Here is a 16,461-nt window from a genome sequence, read left to right on the forward strand (position 1 = left end):
AATGAAGAGGTCTGCTGCCTTGATGAGGTTGATGAGAAAACGGTGTTTAACTGGAATGAGGAGGAACTGAAGAAGGCGCCGAAGACCGACTTCATCGTCCGACTGACTCCGGAAGGCGTCCGAATGCTGGAAGGGAACGGCAGACTTCAGCCTCATATCGAGTGCGAGCCCGATGGCAGCGGCAGGATCGACATATCCATTCCCTGGAAGGACGTGGCGTTCTTTGCCGATATGGTCTGGATGTTGGGGCCCGAAGCGGTCATTATAGAGCCTCCCGAAGCCCGGGAATGGGTTAACGCCCGGCTGGCCGCCATGCAGCGCCAGTACGCGGAGCGCATTCCGGAATCTGAATCCAGGCAGGTAACGGACATACCAAAAAGCCAGGCCCCTTAAGGACCTGGCTGTAGTTTATCCCGTTAATAACTTTAATGCTATAAAGTGATGCCGTATAGGTATTTCTGGACCCACGTGCAAGTTATAATACTACAGCCGGAAGTATAAGTCTATATTTTTGGCGGATTTTTTCTATACTTAGACTTATTCTTTCACAGGGAGGGTCTAAGATGTTGAACCAAAGCGAAGCCGATGAAAGGCGTTATGCCGAAGCGATGACAGACAAGCTGGGGCGGGCGCTGGAAGACATCCGCGGGAAAATATCCGCTTCTTACCGCGACGTCATCGAGGCGAAAAAATATATGTGGGAAAACATTTCCCAGCTGGATCCCGCAGAGCGGGCCGCGAACAAGGTCGACATCTCGCTTCAGATCGACTCAGGTGAGAAAGCCATCGACAAGGAGCGGAAGCTGCATAAGCTGTACCAGTCTCCTTATTTCGGCAGGGTAGACTTTCGGGAAAATGGCCTGAAAGAAGCCGATGCCTATTATATCGGGATTCATTCCTTCGCCGGGACGGACGGGCATACGAATCTGATTTACGACTGGCGCTCGCCGGTCGCCAGCATGTTTTACGATTTTGGCGTCGGGCCCGCCTATTTCATAGCTCCGCTGGGGAGGATCGAGGGCGAGCTGACGGTGAAGCGGCAGTACAAAATCAGGGACGGCCGCATGGAATATATGATCGAAAGCTCGATCAACATCGACGATGACGTCCTTCAGAAGGAGCTCAGCAGCACCTCGGACGAAAAGATGAAAAACATCGTCGCCACGATTCAAAAGGAGCAGAACGTCATCATCCGCAATGAAACCTCCGATGAGCTCATCATTCAGGGCGTTGCCGGTTCCGGAAAAACGTCGGTCGCCCTGCACCGTATCGCCTTCCTGCTGTACCGCTACAAGGAGACGCTGACGTCAAGAAACGTGCTGATCATCTCGCCGAACAACGTGTTCTCCGATTATATTTCGAGCGTTCTGCCTGAGCTTGGTGAAGAAAATATGATGAAAATGCGCCTCGAGGAGCTGGCGGAAGCGGAGCTCAAGGGGATTGCCGGCTTCCAGACGTTCTACGAGCAAGTCACCGTGTTGATGGACCAAGAAGACCCGGGCATGGTCGAACGCATCCGGTTTAAGGCGTCGGCCGGCTTCATCCGGAAGCTGGATGAGTTTGTCGCTTATGCAGAGCAGCATTATTTTGCGCCGGAGGATGTGCAGATCGACGGACTGCGGATTTCTGCCGCGGAGCTGCGAGCCATCTATGACGGCACCCGCCGGATGCCCGTACAGTCCAGGCTCGAGCGGGCCGCAAACCAGGCGGCGGCAAACCTCAGGGACGAGGATGGACAGAGGCTGTCCGTACCCCGGATTCGCAAAATCAAGGCGGCCGTTAAAAAATGTTCCGTGCATCCACCCTGCTGGCGCTGTACAAGGATTTTTACAACTGGCTGGGCAGACCGGATCTGCTTCGCATGGCAGGGCCGAAGAAGCTGGAATATTCGGATGTCTTTCCCCTCGTCTACCTGAAAATGTACTGGGAAGGAACGGCGCCGTTTGATTTCGTCAAGCATCTGATCGTCGACGAAATGCAGGATTACACGCCCATCCAGTGCGCCGTCCTTTCCAGGCTGTTCAACTGCCGCAAAACGATCCTCGGCGATGCCGGCCAATCCGTCAATCCCTACTCCTCCTCTTCCCTTGCCGAGATCAAAAAGGTGTTCCCGAACGCGGATACGGTAGAGCTGTTAAAGAGCTACCGCTCCACCTATGAAATTACGACCTTTGCCCAGCAGCTCAAAGACAACAGCAGCGTCGTACCCATTGAGCGGCACGGCGAGCTGCCGCGGATGGTTGCCTGCGCGGACGGGGAGGAGGAAATGGAGTGCATCCGGTCTGTCCTCCGGGAATTTGTGCATTCCGGGTCGCGTTCCATGGGGATCGTCTGCAAAACAAAGGCCCAGGCAGACGAGGTCTATCACCGCCTGAGGGACGCGTTTGACAACTTGTATCTGCTGGATTTCGACAGTGAGGAGTTCCGCGAGGGCATCATCGTCACATCCGCCCATTTGGCGAAAGGCCTGGAGTTCGATCAGGTGATCGTTCCTTTCGTGAGCAGCGAAGTCTACCGAAACGAGATGGACCGATCGCTGCTCTATATCGCCTGCACCCGGGCGATGCATAAGCTGACGCTGACGCACAGCGGGGCACGGACGACGTTATTAAAAGAGCCCGGGGAGCATTAGTCCCCGGGCTCTTCCTTTTTATCCAAGATAAGATTCCAGCATCCAGACGTGCTTGTCGAGGTCCGCCTGAATCCCGATCAGCATATCTGCCGTCGGATGGTCGCCGGCGTCTTCCGCCAAACGGATCCCGTCCTGCAGCTCCTTGCTGACCGCAGAGAAGTCATGGATAAGCGACTGCACCATATCGCGCGCGTCCTCTTTTCCCGTGGCTTCCGCTACCGTGCCGATTTCCAGATATTCTTTGATCGTCGCGGCCGGTCTTCCCTTGATCGTCAGGAGGCGTTCGGCGATGTCGTCCGCTTTTTGCGTAATGTCGTTGTACAGATCTTCGAACTTCGCATGGAGCGTGAAGAACTGTTCCCCTTTTACGTACCAATGGTAGTTATGGATTTTAACGTGAAGAATGCTGAAGTTCGCCACCTGCTGATTCAATACCTGTTCCAGCGTAATTGTTGTGTTTGCCATTTGTCATCCATCCCTTCTTTATATGTAATGGACCGCCTTAGGCGATCTGGCTGACTAAGAAGCTTTTGCGGCGGCCGTTCGTTACGGCTGCTTGGCGTCTTCTACGGGGACAACGGTAATGTCATCCACGTTCGATTCGCAGTGCGGGCAATAATGGCGGAGTTCGACTTCGTGGCCGCAGGCGGTATGCTTCAGGCTTTTATAGCATTTATCCAGGTGCTTCCCTCCCCATAAGATAAAAGCATGAAAGATCATTTCCATATCCCGTCCGCTTTCCGTCAATTCATACTCATACCGCGGAGGATGCGCAGAGTACAGATTGGATACGATCAGCCCGTCCTCCTCCAGCTGTCTGAGCCGCTCGGATAACACATTCGCAGAGATCGTCGCCAGCCCCTGTTTGATCTCGTTGAACGTTTTTTTACCGACCAAAATTTCATGTATGATCATCAAAGACCATCGATCGCCAACGATGTTCAATGTCTGCGCAATGTTGCAATCCAGGTTGTAAATATTCTTCGGCATATCCATGACCCCCCGTGTATCTTTGCCTCAAATGTGGTACTGCCTTCTAATCCTACAGTGCCACAAATGACCGCTTCTAGCAAATCGGCCCCCGCGCGGCTCCCGTCAGAATCCTTCCAGTACGACCTTGCCCACCGTACGGCCGGTCTCCAGCAGAGCATGGGCCTTGCGAAGACTGGCGGCATTGATCGGTGTCAGCGTCTCGCTTGTAGTGGTCCGGATGACGCCCTCGTCCACGAGGCGTGCGACTTCGTCCAGCAGCTTGTGCTGCTCGATCATATCCGGCGTTTGGTACGTGGAACGGGTAAACATGAGCTCCCATACGAACGTGACGCTTTTATTCTTGAGCAGAGTCAGGTTGAGCAATTCATCCGTCTCCACGATCGAGCAAATCTTGCCTTGCGGCGCGATCGCTTCCGCCATGTTCGCCCAATGCTTCTCCGTGCTGTTCAAGCAGAGGATGTAATCGACCTGCTCGATGCCGACCGCCTTAAGCTGCGGCAGGAACGCTTCAAAATGGTTGATGACGTAGTCCGCCCCCAGCCCTTTCACCCAATCGGCCGATTCCGGCCGGGAAGCCGTGCCGATGACCGTCAGGCCGGAATATTTGGAGAGCTGTGTCGCAATCGATCCGACCCCGCCGGCTGCTCCGATAATCAGGATGGTTTTGCCGGTGTTGTCCGCCTGGTTCTTGGGGACACCAAGCCGGTCGTACAAGCTTTCCCAGGCTGTAATGGTCGTTAACGGCAGCGCCGCCGCCTGTGCAAAATCCAGCGTGGATGGCTTCTTACCCACAATTCGTTCGTCCACCAGATGAAATTCGCTGTTGCCGCCAGGACGCGTAATGCTGCCGGCATAGTACACTTCATCGCCCGGCTTAAACAACGTGACATCCGGACCTACCTGCTCGACGACGCCCGCGACGTCCCATCCCAGCACTTTTGGCACGCTCTCCACGCGGTCTTTAGGCGAACGGACTTTATAATCGACAGGATTCACTGAGATGGCGTGGACTTTCACCAGCAAATCCTTGCCTGTCGGCACCGGTTTATCCAGCTCGACGTCAATCAGGCTTTCTTGATGATCAATCGGTAAATACTTATACAGGCCTACGGCTTTCATCGTCTCTTTTACTTTCGTCATGGTTGTTCTCTCCCTTATAAATGTGATTTATCGTGTGAAGCTGAATGGTATTGTATCCGTCAATATGTAAGCGATGAGCTCGTAGAGGAGCTCATTGGATCGCACCGAGCAAGTCGTTAATCGTCTCCGCCATCGACGGATGCGTAAAAATGGTATCGCGGAGGACAGTGTACGGCTGCCCGGACTGCATGAACACAGACACGATGTTCACAACCTCGCTGGACTCCGCACCGAACATGGTGAACCCGAGCAGACGGTCCGTTTCGGCGTCGACGACCGCCTTCAGCAGACCTTCCGTCTGTTTCAGCTGGCGTGCCCTCGTCGATGCGGTAACAGGTAATTTTGCCGTTTTCACGGTGTGTCCCCGCTTCAGCGCCTCCTGTTCCGTATACCCGACTTGGGCCAGCGGAGGATCGATAAACACGGAGTAAGGGACGAATCGCCGGTCGCCGGTCGTACGCGTCCGGTCGCCGAACAATTGATTCTTGAGAATCCGGTAGTCGTCCAGCGAAATGTACGTAAACTGCGGGCCTCCGTTCACGTCGCCGATCGCCCAGATATGCGGCACATTGGTCTGAAGCGTCTCGTCGACCCGGACGAAACCTCGCTCCGTCACTTCAACGCCTGCGGCTTCAAGATTCAGCCCGTCCGTATTCGCCTGTCTTCCGGTGGCGACCAGTACGGCATCCGCTTGGAGCGTGTCCTCACCGTCAGGCGTGGACAGCAGCAGCTGAACGGATTCCCCTTGTTCCGTAATCCGGGACACCTTGGTCTGCAGCCGGAAGCGGATGCCCTTGGCCTCCAGCACCTTTTTGACCTCTTCGGCAATCTCCCGGTCCTCTCTCGGCATAAATACGCCGCCATTCTCAAGAACGGTCACCTCTGAGCCGAAGCCTGCATAGATGGAGGCGAATTCCAGTCCGATATAGCCGCCGCCGATGATGGCCAACCGGGAAGGCAGCTTCGCCAAGTCCAGCATTTCCGTGCTCGTATAGACATGAGCTCCGTCAATCCCGGGAATGTCGGAAAGGACCGGCTTTGCCCCCGTATTGATGAAAATCCGCTCGGCCTCGGCGAGGATGGTCCCAGCTTCCGTTTTCACCCGAACCTCGTGCGGGGATTGGAACGAAGCCGTCCCGGTCAATACCGTGATCCCCGGATGGCTGTTCAGGTTATTGAAGTTCTTGCCGCGCAGCAGGGTAACCAGCTCATCTTTCTCCTGAAGGGCGCGCGCATACTTCGCCTGCCGGGACTCCGGACCGTTCCCTTCCTCCTGCGAAACGATATGCGACTGATAGGCCAGCGCCTTTGTTGGAATGCAGCCGATATTGATGCAGGTTCCGCCATACATCAGGGGTGACTTTTCCACGACGGCGACTTTCAATCCCTGCTCGGCCAGAAAGGGGGCCAACGTTTTTCCGCCTTTGCCAAAGCCGATAATTAACGCATCGAACGTTTCCTTGATCATCGGATGATCCATCCCTTCTCGAATGAAGCTCTTGCTTAATTTTTTTCTCGTCATGATCTGCTTTGCTGAGCGCTCATATGTTGTGCTCGTTTCTATGTAAGTCATAATACAATACTTAGTTAGTTTTTACAACTCACTAATTTTAAAAAACTTTCTTTTTGGCTTTTTTGGAACCCTATTCGTTCCCTTAACGAAGGGGAAAAAGGTAAGTTTGACGCCGGTTGATCAACGGTTCCCGGCTGTTCACTGCAGCAAAAAGACAGCCGATCCTCATGGCGGCTGCCTTCCTTGAACTGCTTTATCTGCTGCTTCCCATCGTTATATTTGCCGGGTTTCGTTCCCGCCATTACATCTTCGTAATCATCCACGTTACACCGAATCGGTCAATGACCTCACCATAATAAGCGCCCCATGGCTGAAGGGCAAAAGGATATTTGCTTTCTCCGCCCTCACTCAGCTTGGTATAGGCCGCTCTGGCTTCCTCCTCATCGGTATACGTTAAAGAAAGGCTGACGCTGCGGTTATACGAAACCGGTTCAAACGCGTCGGACAGCATCAGCGGATTCGCTCCCGCCACCGTTACTGCCAAGTGCATCACTTTATCCTTCATCGCCTCAGGCGCTCCGGGCGCGTCTCCGTATGTACTGACAAACTGGATTTCCCCGCCTAGGGCCTCGATATAGTAATTCGCCTGGCTTCTTGCATCCACCGACATCAGATAAGCGTTCATTTGTGCTCCCATATTGTTCAACAACCTTTCACCTGTTTTTTGTCTTTACATCAATACGACGAATGCTTGTCGGCGAATTCGACACGGAAGCAAAAAAACGTTCAAAAAGTTTTTTAATACAAAAAAGAGCTGCTTCCACGGTCATCTTCGCCCCGTTCGAGCAGCCCTTTGCTATCGTTATCGATCTGTATTTGTTTTTAAGGTTGAATGGATGCACCGGTCGCATACCATTTTCCGGATTTAAGCTTAAGCGTCAGACGGACCGGCTCCCTGAACCCGAAAGGCTCACCGGAGTACTGCTGGGTCACATAAGCCAGAGATACTCCGAAGAAATGCAGCGGAAATACGAAGCCGATGTCGTGAACGGCGGGGTCATACGCATAGTCCTTGTTCGTCATGCCTCGCTGGACCGGATGGATGTCATGATAGACAGCCTCATCCATGTATTCGGTATAGCCCGGATCCCCGCTCATGGCTGCCACCAATATCCGTTTCGTATCAAGGGCGACCCAAGCCCCAAACCCGATGTACGCAGCCACAAAAGCGATGATCAGCGATAACGCTAGCCTTTTCCCCTTCATGCCGGTCCCCCCAGGTTCCGCAGTTCTGAAGTACTCCCTGCTAGTGAACGAGCCGCGTAATCTGCTTCTTTTTCCATGAGAAGCGGTAGTAGCTGTACACCAGAATGAAGCTGGCGATGAACGCTGCCGGATACCCGATCCAAATGCCTTCGATGCCAAGGCTTGTATGGTACGAGAGCACATAGGCCACAGGGACCTCTACGCACCAGATCGACACGATGTTGAACACCGTCGGCCACAGCACTGTGCCGCTGGACCGCATCGTCGCCCCGTAAATCTGTCCCGACCCGGTACACATAGGTGCTGATGATGTCCGCCGTATCGTAAATGCCGGGTTATACATCNGAAANACTTTCTCGAAGCCGATCTCGAGCACTTCCCGATATCAAGGATCAGGATGATCATGATGGTCGGGGCAATGCCGGGCAGCGTCACATGCCACAGTTTCCGCCACCGGTTCGCTCCGTCGATGCTGGCCGCTTCATACAGCTGCGGATCGACCGCGGTCAGCGCCGCCAGGAAGATGATCGTCTCCCATCCGATGTGCTGCCAGATTTCCGACAGGACATAGACCGGCCGGAACCATCCCGGCTCCATCATGAAGTTGACCGGCTTGCCGCCAAGCGCGGTAATCAGCTCATTGATGATCCCCCCATTCGGGGACAGGAACATGATCACCATGCTGGCCACGATGACGTTGGAAATGAAATGCGGCAGGTAGCTGACGGTCTGCACCCATTTTTTGAACACGGCATTCCGGACTTCGTTCAGCAGCAGGGCCAGAATGATGGGCGCCGGGAAGCCGAAGACCAGCTTGTAAACGCCGAGCAGCACCGTGTTTTTCATCAGCACCCAGAAATCCGGGTTCTCGAAAAACATCCGGTAATACTTGAAGCCCACCCACTCGCTCGCCCAAATGCCCTTGAACACGTTGTAGTTTTTGAATGTAATCACGAGGCCGAACATCGGTGCATACTTAAAAATCGCGTAATACAGCAGGCACGGGAGAAACAGCAGCCATAAGTATTTGCTTCGTCTCCAGGCCCGCTTCAGCCTGCTCTGCATGGTCATGCCGCTGCGGCGCTTTACGTTCAGGCCCGGCAGGCCTGCTTCAACGATTCCCGATACTTCCGATTGTGCTTGTTTCACCCACATGCGCACCTCCCTCTTTGGTCATGGGCCGTGAAACCCTGTACCCGAATCATACTTGAACGCTTCTCCATAAATAAATCTGCACGTTTGTGAGGATATCCCCTTTTTCCGGGGTCAGCCGGAAGATTGTAGAGATACCCGAAAAGGTGAATATTGTTTGAACGCGAAAATAAATCTTATGATATAGGTAACAGAGCGCACATTGCCGGAGGTGTTCAAAAGATGTCACTCATGCTGACGAAAAAACTGGGGTATACGACGCTTTTCACGAAATTGCTGCTTGGATTTCTGGCCGTCATCTTGCTTCTTGCCGCCTTCAACCTGGTTTCCTTCTTCTATTTAAAACGCCAGATCCACCAGGAGATCGTCAAGTACAACGAGCTGAGCATTAATCACGCGGTGGAGGGCTATGAGGATCATTTTCGGCTGACCCGGGAAATGGTGCTCGGTCTGAACCAGAACGGCCTCTGGGCGACCCACATCAATTTGCTCCGGCATGCCAGAGTCAACAAGGCTTATGGCTACGTCAACGACGTCATTGCCGAGATGAAGCAGCTGTACACGAATCCCTTCCTTTATATTGACAACCTCATCATTGACTTCCGCAGCGATGCCTACGTCATCGAGAAGGACGGGACAAGCAGCGCAAAAGCGATGTTTAGCACGTATTACATTAGCCCTTCCTACCCGCCGGAGTTTTGGGACCGCCAATTTGACGAATCGTACGCATACCGCGTGTTTCCGGCTGCCGCCTTTACCGAGAACACGGCGGGCCATACGGTGTCCAAAGGCATACTGATGCCCATGATCATTAAAATGATGCCTTACCGCGACATGTACTTCATCGTCATGATCGATGCCCAAAAGCTGACGCAGGACCTGCACGTTTCGATCAGCGACCAGTTTTATATTTTGAATGCTGACGGGGAGCCGCTCTACCAGACGTCGGCCGACATCAATTCGGGTCTGGTCACTTCGTTTGACCCGAGCCGCTCCTATATGCAAACGAAGGATTACTATTATTTTTATAAAAAGGGGGCCGGTACGGGTTTCACCTATGTCAGCCGGGTTCCGGTCCAGAGCATTTCCGGCCAGCTCCTCAATCTGAACCTGATCCTGCTGTCACTGCTCGCCATCGTCGGCGTCCTGATCGTGCTGACCTTCCTGTTCAGCCGGCGCATGCACCAGCCGATTCGGCTCATCGTCGACGAACTGAAGGGCTACGAGACCGACGCCGGCAGCGGCACGGATAACGAACCCGTTACGCGAAATCGAGCTGATCACGCGAAAAATGCACCACATGCGCATCTCCCACCAAAGCATTTCGCGCGATCTGGCACGCAAAAACTCCATGCTCCGGCATTACGCCTACACCAACAAGCTAAAGAACATCCATATGAACCTGAAGGAGATCCAGGAGCTGACCGATACGAGCCTGCCTTATGTGGTGGTGGTCTACCAGGTGCTGTTCAAGGATGCCTTCGAGCATTATCAGCAGAAAACGGGTAAAGGCTCTTATTACCTCCGCGTGTACGTCGACAATGTATGGCGTCAGGCTTTTCCCGACGCTGTCACGATCCAGACCGAGCCCCACCAGATCCTCACGCTGCTGTTCCTGCCCGATCCGGAAGCGGATCTTGCCCCGTACATGCAGCGGCTGCTGCAGGTGTTCTCCGTGGACCGCGACAGCTATCTCGTCACGATGGCCCATGGAGCCGTTCAGCCGGCGGGGGCGGACTTTACGGCTGCGTATGAGCAGGTCCAGGAGCGGCTGAAGCTGCGCCGCCTGGTGGATGAAACGCAGTGGATTCGGCCGGACGCCCCTGACGGCGGAGCGCGAGGCGAGCGCTACCTCAAAGCGATGTGGGAGCAGGAGTTCCAAACCCGCCTGATGAGCGGCAGCGAGGAAGGCATGCAGGAATGGGTCCGGCGCAGCCTGGACCAGCTCGAGAAGAAGCAGGCGGTAGCCAGCGACTACCGGCAGTTCGCCAAAGATGTGGCGGGCGAGCTGGATAAAGCGCTGCGCCAGCTTCCCGCGGCTGCATCAGCCGATGCCGGCGGCCGCCCGCCGCTCGAGGAGACCCGGCGCTTCTACTGCCGGGCGCAGTACGAGCGCTGGTTCACGGACCTGCTGCACCCCGTGCTGCAGGGAATCCGGCGCAAGACGGAGGATCATGATCCGATCACATCGTTCGTGAAGGAGTATATGTGCACGCATCTGGACGAGGACATCAACCTCGACATGATAGCCGACAAGCTGAACATTACGTCCGGCTATCTGTCGACGTACTTCAAGGAGAAGACGGGCGTCAATTTCAGCGATTATCTGAACGACCTGCGCATCCGGACCGCCAAGGAGCTGCTGCAGAACCTGGATCTGCGCATCCAGGACGTGGCGGCCCGGGTCGGCTACCGCAACGTAAACTCGTTTATCCGCATGTTCAAGCGGCATGCGGGCATTACGCCTGGGGAGTATCGGCGCAAATATGCGTCGTAGAGGGGAGTGATGGCGGGCAGGCTGGGCAATCGGGCAGCGTTGGTGCAGGCAGGCGTCCGGTAAATGACAGCTCATATTAAAGCTGGTACTTCGGCGCTCGGATGGACGCTCCGTTGGCATTGATGCTTGCTGATGCTTCGTGGTACTTCGGAGCTCGGGTGGACGCTCCGTTGGCACTGATACTTGCTGATGCTTCGTGGCACTTCGGCGCTCGAGTGGACGCTCCGTGTACGGATCGTTCTTCCGATCGCTGTTGTCTTTGGATTTCTTGACCGGAAACATACCAAGGGTGAAATCCAAAGACAAAGGCGACCGCTTCGCTTCTCCAGATCGATTCCGCCCACTCCGCTGGGTCGAGGTTGGAGTGACGGTGCTTAAAGATTAATGGCATGAACGGCCGCCGAACCTTAGCAGGGCCTGCCGCCATCACATGTGGGTGAGAACAGGTACACCGGGATAATGATGATGGCCCCAATGATATAGTTGAGCATAATACCCACGCGGATGACCTGTTTCAGCCGGTCCAGCTGACCGGCCCCGATCGACTGCGCTCCCAGCACCGATACGGTCATGCCCAAGCTAATCGCCGGCATCTGGACGTAACTCGCCACCTGGTTCCCCGCGCCGTAGGCGGCGGTTGCGTCCGAGCCGAACCGGTTGACAAATATGATGACCGCAATCTCGGACAGCGACACCAGAATCATGCTGATGCTGGAGGGAATGCCGAGACGAAGCAGCAGCTTCAGCATTTCCCGGTCCATCCCCAGGTGCCTGCGCACCGAAGCGTCGAACTGCAGCGGGTGCTTCTTCCAGCGGAGATACCAGAGCATCGCGATAAAGGTCACGATCGTGGAGACGAGATTCGCATAAGCTGCACCGTACAGGCCGAGCTTGGGCAGCCCGATCCAGCCGAAGATCAGCACGGGCAGCAGAATCAGGTTCAGCGCCGTACTGACGATCAGAAAATAAAACGGCGTTTTCGAATCGCCTGTTCCGCGCATAAATGTCGTATAGACCGCATACAGGAACAAAAACGGCAGGCTCCAGAACATGATGCGGGCATAATGTACGGAAATGTCGATGATGTTGGACGGGGTTCCGATCAGAAGCAAAATGTCCTCGGTAAAGATGCCCCCCAGCACCGCCAGGACGATGCCGAGGATGACTGTGAAAGTCAGCGTCGTGCCGACGACCGCCTTAAGCTTCTCCTCGTTGCGGGCACCGTAAGCCTGACCGATCAGAATGGCACTACCGGAGCCGATCCCGATCACAAAGGATATGACCAGAAAAAATAACGGGAAAAACGCGGATATCGCCGCCAGTGCCTCAACCCCGATCCAGCGCCCCACGACGATGCTGCCGACCAGCTGGCCGACGGACTGCAGGGCGTTGCTCAGAATAAGGGGGATAAGGAAGGCGATCATGGCCCGCAGTACCGTATCCTTCTTGTCGGGAGCACCCGGCCCCGGCCTCTCGGATGGCACGGCACCGGAGGCGCCTTTTAAACCTTGCTCGGTAGAACTCATGTAAAACCATCTCCTTTAATGATCATCCATTTGAAAGGTTTCCGCATGCTCATCAATAGCCCATGTCCTTGAGCAGGCGGGACAAAATGCGGAACCGCTCGCCCAACAGCTCGCCGTCTTCGTTCAGCGCTTGGGCAAACAGCTTGATATCCTCGTCGATCATCGGATTGTCCGTGCATACCGCCACTTCCATGGCATCGCCCTGTACCCCTACACGGTCGATGGTCGTCTCTTCCGGATCATACAGCTTGGGATAGCGGTACGCCTCGCTGAAGTAAGCGCTGCTGCGCAGGATCAGAATCGCCAGATCCAGCACCCGGTGCATCGGAAGCTCTTCGGATTGGCGCGACCATTTCTCGCCGGTATAACGCCAGACCTTGGCGGAAATGTCCACCTTCCCGCGCTCGTTCCACTGGGCAAGGCCCAGGGACAACCCCTTGGCATCCGTGCTGTACGCCTTTCTGCCGTCGATGTTTTCGTAATTCTCGGATACGATGACCGGTTTATGTTTTAACGTTGTTGGGATCCTCATGGTTAGATCATCTCCACATGTTCTAATTTATCTTTCCAGATGTCGCGCAGGAGCTCCAGGTCCTCCGTATAGTCGGTTTTGGACTCATCTTTGTCGTAGGCGAGCGTGTCCACAACCTTCACTTCAAACTGGCTCTCCCCGTATTCGTTCCATTCCCGCTGCAGCTCCTTGCATTTGTGCAGCCCGGATCTTAACATAAACTGATGCCGGTTCAGCATACTTTTCATATCCTGCGTGGAACCCAGATAGATGCGTCCGGAAGGGACACACTTGAGCATATATACGCCCATTTGGGGTTTCATTTCTTTGTATTGGGCGATCAGCTCCGCCCTGCGGCTTTTATCCATCCGATTCATCTCACCTTCCCGATTAATATTTAGTAATTTACTAAATCAGTAATTTACTAAATAACTAGATCATTTATATTACAGATATTGTATCCTGTCAAGGAATTTGGAAAACCTTTGGGATGGAATATCGGCATCCGCCCTTTTGTGATGGGGAAATTGCCTTAAAAGAAAAAAAGCACCCGGCCGTTAGCCAGGTGCCTCAGGGAATCGGCGCAACCTCGCGCCTTCCTATTTATTTTCCAGCTTCGCCTGCTCCACCCGCTGCTGCGCCGCCGTATAGGTGTCGATCAGCTTTTGGACGCCGAGGCCGTTGATTTCCTCCACATATTTATCCCACTCGCTTAATTTCCGCGTGCCCAGGACGAACTTGGAGAAGTTCTCTTCGCGGTATTTCTTCACAGCCTGCCCGGTCACCGACAGCACCTCGTTCTCCGTGTCGGTAAAGGCCGGCTTCGGCTGCATCGCCGGCGGATCGTATTTGGCCGCTTCCTCATAGGCCTTCTTCAAATCGCCCGAGAACAGCGACAGATGCGCATTGAAATCGATCCACGTATACGTGCCGCTCGTCTGCAGGCCGGTCTGCTTCCGCATTTCCGTCACGTCGGTATACTCCGGCTTAAATTTCTTTTCCCCGTTTTCCACCGTATAAGTCTCGCCTTCCTTGCCCCAGCTGCTTAAGTTTCGCCCATCTTCACTGTAGAAAAAGTCCATGTACTTCATAATTTCGTCTTTATGCTTGGAGCTCGAGGCAACGGTCAGACCGCCCTCAAGATAGTGGAAATACGGGTTCAGCTGTTTCATGCCCGGCAGTCCTGCCGGCGGCGCCATGAACTGCAGGCTGTACTCCGGATTATCCTTGCGCATCGCGTTGTTGAAGAAGTCGACGCGGCTGATGTAATCGATCGTCACAAAGGATTGGCCCGTGGACATGACGTCCTGCCACTGCTTGGTCTGGATCGACAGGAAATCCGGCGGAATCAGTCCTTCCTCATAGAAAGTATGCCACATCTCCACCATTTTCTTGTAGTTATCCTCGGTCGGTCCGAACTTCCACTTGTTGTCGTCAAAATCGTAATACACATCCGTGCCCGTATCGAAGTTGGTCGTCAGGTTGGCGTACATCTCATCCGGTATTTGCCCGAAGCGCATCGACAGCGGATAGCTGTCCGGGTACAGCTGCTTCAGCTTTTTCAGCACCTGGTGCAGCTCCTCATAGGTCTTAGGCGGCTGCAGTCCGTTTTTCTTGAACACATCCTCGCGGTACAGCCAGATCATCCGGTTTGTCTCCCCAAAGCCTTGGTTCGGGAACATATACATTTTACCGTCCGCGGACAGCGCGGCCTTGGCTTCCTCCGGATACTGCTCCATCCACTTTTTCAGGTTCGGCATTTGGTCGACATGGTCCAAAATATTTTCCAGCGCGCCCTGGTCCCCGTATTTGTTGGAGTCCCTGCGGCTCGACATATACATGAGGTCCGGGAGATTGGCCGAGGCCATGACGAGGTTCAGCGTGTCGCTCAGCTTGCCCGAAGGCGTCTGTACGTTCAGCGTGACCCCGGTTTTTTCCTGAATCCACTTCCAGATCGGCCAATCCTTGCTGTACGGGAAGGTCGCATTGTTGTCAAGGAGAGCCGTTAAGGTGACCGTCTCCTTCTGTCCCCCGGTTCCGGCATTTGGTGTCGTACTCGTCTCTTCCTTCTTCCCGCTGGTGCATCCGGCTGCGGCAATGACGATCAGCAGTGCGGCCAGCAGCGCTGAAGCGATCTTTCTTTTCTTCATTCGTTTCGCCCCTTTGATCAAAATTGGAACATCACAGTTATCCCTTCACCGCGCCGATCATCGACCCTTTCACAAAATATTTCTGGACGAACGGATATATGATCAGGATCGGAATGGTGGATACCATGATCGTCGCAAACTTCAGTGAATCCTCGACCACCATGTTGTCTCCGCCGATCTGCGTCACCTGCCCGGAGCTGACGCTTCCGGCAAGCACCAGATTGCGGAGAATGACCTGAAGCGGGAACAGGTCGGGATTGCGTAAATACAGCAGCGGATTCATGAAGTTGTTCCAGATGCCTACCGCATAGAACAATGAGATCGTAGCGAACACCGGCTTGGATAACGGCACGATGATGCGGAAGAAGATGCCGATGTCGTTCAGCCCGTCGATCCGTCCCGATTCCTCCAGCTCCTTCGGAATGCCGCTGAAGAACGTCCGCATCAGAATGAGATTCCACGTGCTGACCGCTCCCGGCAGTACCATGCCCCAGATCGTATCAACCAGCCCGAGCGAGCGGACCACCAGAAACGTCGGGATCATGCCCCCGCTGAAAAACATCGTAAACACGATCAATAGCGTAAAGCCTTTATGAAACGTCATGTCGCTCCGGGACAGCGCATAAGCGCCCATGGACGTAATGATCATCGCAATCGCCGTGCCCAGCACGGTGTAGATGATCGTGTTCCGGTAGGCCGACCAAATTTTCGGGTCTCCCAGCACCAGATCGTACATCCGGAGATTAAAACCTTTTGGCCACAGCGTGACCTCTCCCTTCATGACGTACACGTCCCCGCTGAGCGAAACCGCAAGCATGTAAACGAACGGATACAGCGTCACGGCGGCGACACCGAGCAGAATCAGCGTGTTGACGATGGTAAACAGGCTGATCCTGCGGCGGCCGCGAACCTCCCTTGCACTTACCATAGGCTGGTTCCCCCCAGTCTGCGGCTGATAAAGTTGGCCGAAAAAATAAAGATGAAGCTGATGAACCCCATGAACAGATCGATGGAAGAGGCGTAGCTGAAGTTCCCCTGCTCCATCCCGACCCGGTACACATAGGTGCTGATGATGTCCGCC

General features: G+C 54.5%; 15 protein-coding genes and 4 pseudogenes. 5 read left to right on the forward strand and 14 right to left on the reverse strand.

Features of this window, described 5'->3' with window-relative positions:
• From CPT76_RS32470 to CPT76_RS41725, 3 genes are all read left to right on the forward strand, one after another.
• On the forward strand, positions 1-393 hold a 393-nt coding region (locus tag CPT76_RS32470), incomplete at its 5' end, for a WYL domain-containing protein (RefSeq protein WP_181153194.1).
• A gap of 170 nt (positions 394-563) precedes the next feature.
• Positions 564-1,916 carry a HelD family protein gene (locus CPT76_RS32475; protein ID WP_308737708.1) on the forward strand — a complete coding sequence of 451 codons (1,353 nt, stop codon included), beginning with the start codon at positions 564-566 and terminating at the stop codon, positions 1,914-1,916.
• Positions 1,862-2,632, forward strand: a complete 771-nt coding sequence (locus tag CPT76_RS41725) for a 3'-5' exonuclease (RefSeq protein WP_308737709.1) — start codon at positions 1,862-1,864, stop codon at positions 2,630-2,632. The genes CPT76_RS32475 and CPT76_RS41725 overlap by 55 nt, the downstream gene beginning before the upstream one ends.
• A gap of 18 nt (positions 2,633-2,650) precedes the next feature.
• Here CPT76_RS41725 and CPT76_RS32480 read toward each other — a convergent pair whose 3' ends face one another.
• The 8 genes and pseudogenes from CPT76_RS32480 to CPT76_RS32515 form a co-directional block, all read right to left on the reverse strand.
• Complete coding sequence (locus CPT76_RS32480) at positions 2,651-3,097, reverse strand: Dps family protein (RefSeq protein ID WP_105445811.1); 447 nt, start codon at positions 3,095-3,097, stop codon at positions 2,651-2,653.
• An 81-nt stretch (positions 3,098-3,178) separates the two neighbouring features.
• The gene (locus tag CPT76_RS32485; RefSeq protein WP_105445812.1) at positions 3,179-3,622 is read right to left on the reverse strand and encodes a winged helix-turn-helix transcriptional regulator; all 444 of its coding nucleotides are present in this window, start codon (positions 3,620-3,622) and stop codon (positions 3,179-3,181) included.
• Between the two features lie 105 nt (positions 3,623-3,727).
• Positions 3,728-4,765: a zinc-binding alcohol dehydrogenase family protein gene (locus CPT76_RS32490; protein WP_105445813.1), complete on the reverse strand. Its 1,038-nt coding sequence runs from the start codon at positions 4,763-4,765 to the stop codon at positions 3,728-3,730.
• 91 nt (positions 4,766-4,856) lie between these two features.
• Positions 4,857-6,287 (reverse strand): NAD(P)/FAD-dependent oxidoreductase, encoded by a 1,431-nt coding sequence (locus CPT76_RS32495; protein WP_258169029.1) that lies wholly within the window; start codon positions 6,285-6,287, stop codon positions 4,857-4,859.
• Positions 6,288-6,579: 292 nt separating this feature from the next.
• The gene (locus CPT76_RS32500) at positions 6,580-6,975 is read right to left on the reverse strand and encodes a VOC family protein (protein WP_105445846.1); all 396 of its coding nucleotides are present in this window, start codon (positions 6,973-6,975) and stop codon (positions 6,580-6,582) included.
• 185 nt (positions 6,976-7,160) lie between these two features.
• On the reverse strand, positions 7,161-7,544 hold the full coding sequence (locus CPT76_RS32505; RefSeq protein WP_105445814.1) for a hypothetical protein: 384 nt from the start codon (positions 7,542-7,544) through the stop codon (positions 7,161-7,163).
• 40 nt (positions 7,545-7,584) lie between these two features.
• Positions 7,585-7,833: pseudogene (locus tag CPT76_RS32510) on the reverse strand (MATE family efflux transporter); the annotation flags it as partial.
• Positions 7,826-8,615: pseudogene (locus CPT76_RS32515) on the reverse strand (ABC transporter permease); the annotation flags it as partial. The pseudogenes CPT76_RS32515 and CPT76_RS32510, both read right to left, overlap by 8 nt.
• 303 nt (positions 8,616-8,918) lie before the next feature.
• Between CPT76_RS32515 and CPT76_RS38095 the strand changes: the two are divergent.
• Positions 8,919-10,205 carry a hypothetical protein gene (locus tag CPT76_RS38095; protein ID WP_181153196.1) on the forward strand — a complete coding sequence of 429 codons (1,287 nt, stop codon included), beginning with the start codon at positions 8,919-8,921 and terminating at the stop codon, positions 10,203-10,205.
• Complete coding sequence (locus CPT76_RS32520) at positions 10,093-11,193, forward strand: helix-turn-helix domain-containing protein (RefSeq protein ID WP_181153197.1); 1,101 nt, start codon at positions 10,093-10,095, stop codon at positions 11,191-11,193. The genes CPT76_RS38095 and CPT76_RS32520 overlap by 113 nt, the downstream gene beginning before the upstream one ends.
• A gap of 437 nt (positions 11,194-11,630) precedes the next feature.
• On the opposite strand, the pseudogene CPT76_RS32530 reads toward CPT76_RS32520, so the two are convergent.
• The 6 genes and pseudogenes from CPT76_RS32530 to CPT76_RS40950 form a co-directional block, all read right to left on the reverse strand.
• Positions 11,631-12,617 (reverse strand): annotated as a pseudogene (locus tag CPT76_RS32530) (MATE family efflux transporter); the annotation flags it as partial.
• Positions 12,618-12,771: 154 nt separating this feature from the next.
• Positions 12,772-13,251, reverse strand: a complete 480-nt coding sequence (locus tag CPT76_RS32535) for a DUF6530 family protein (RefSeq protein ID WP_105445818.1) — start codon at positions 13,249-13,251, stop codon at positions 12,772-12,774.
• Positions 13,252-13,253: 2 nt separating this feature from the next.
• On the reverse strand, positions 13,254-13,598 hold the full coding sequence (locus CPT76_RS32540) for a GIY-YIG nuclease family protein (protein WP_181153198.1): 345 nt from the start codon (positions 13,596-13,598) through the stop codon (positions 13,254-13,256).
• A gap of 231 nt (positions 13,599-13,829) precedes the next feature.
• Positions 13,830-15,380 (reverse strand): extracellular solute-binding protein, encoded by a 1,551-nt coding sequence (locus tag CPT76_RS32545; RefSeq protein WP_105445820.1) that lies wholly within the window; start codon positions 15,378-15,380, stop codon positions 13,830-13,832.
• A gap of 37 nt (positions 15,381-15,417) precedes the next feature.
• Complete coding sequence (locus tag CPT76_RS32550) at positions 15,418-16,308, reverse strand: carbohydrate ABC transporter permease (protein WP_105445821.1); 891 nt, start codon at positions 16,306-16,308, stop codon at positions 15,418-15,420.
• Positions 16,302-16,461, reverse strand: a pseudogene (locus CPT76_RS40950) (sugar ABC transporter permease); the annotation flags it as partial. The pseudogene CPT76_RS40950 and the gene CPT76_RS32550, both read right to left, overlap by 7 nt.

It is taken from the genome of Paenibacillus sp. AR247, assembly GCF_002968895.1.
Lineage (GTDB): Bacteria > Bacillota > Bacilli > Paenibacillales > Paenibacillaceae > Paenibacillus_AQ > Paenibacillus_AQ favisporus.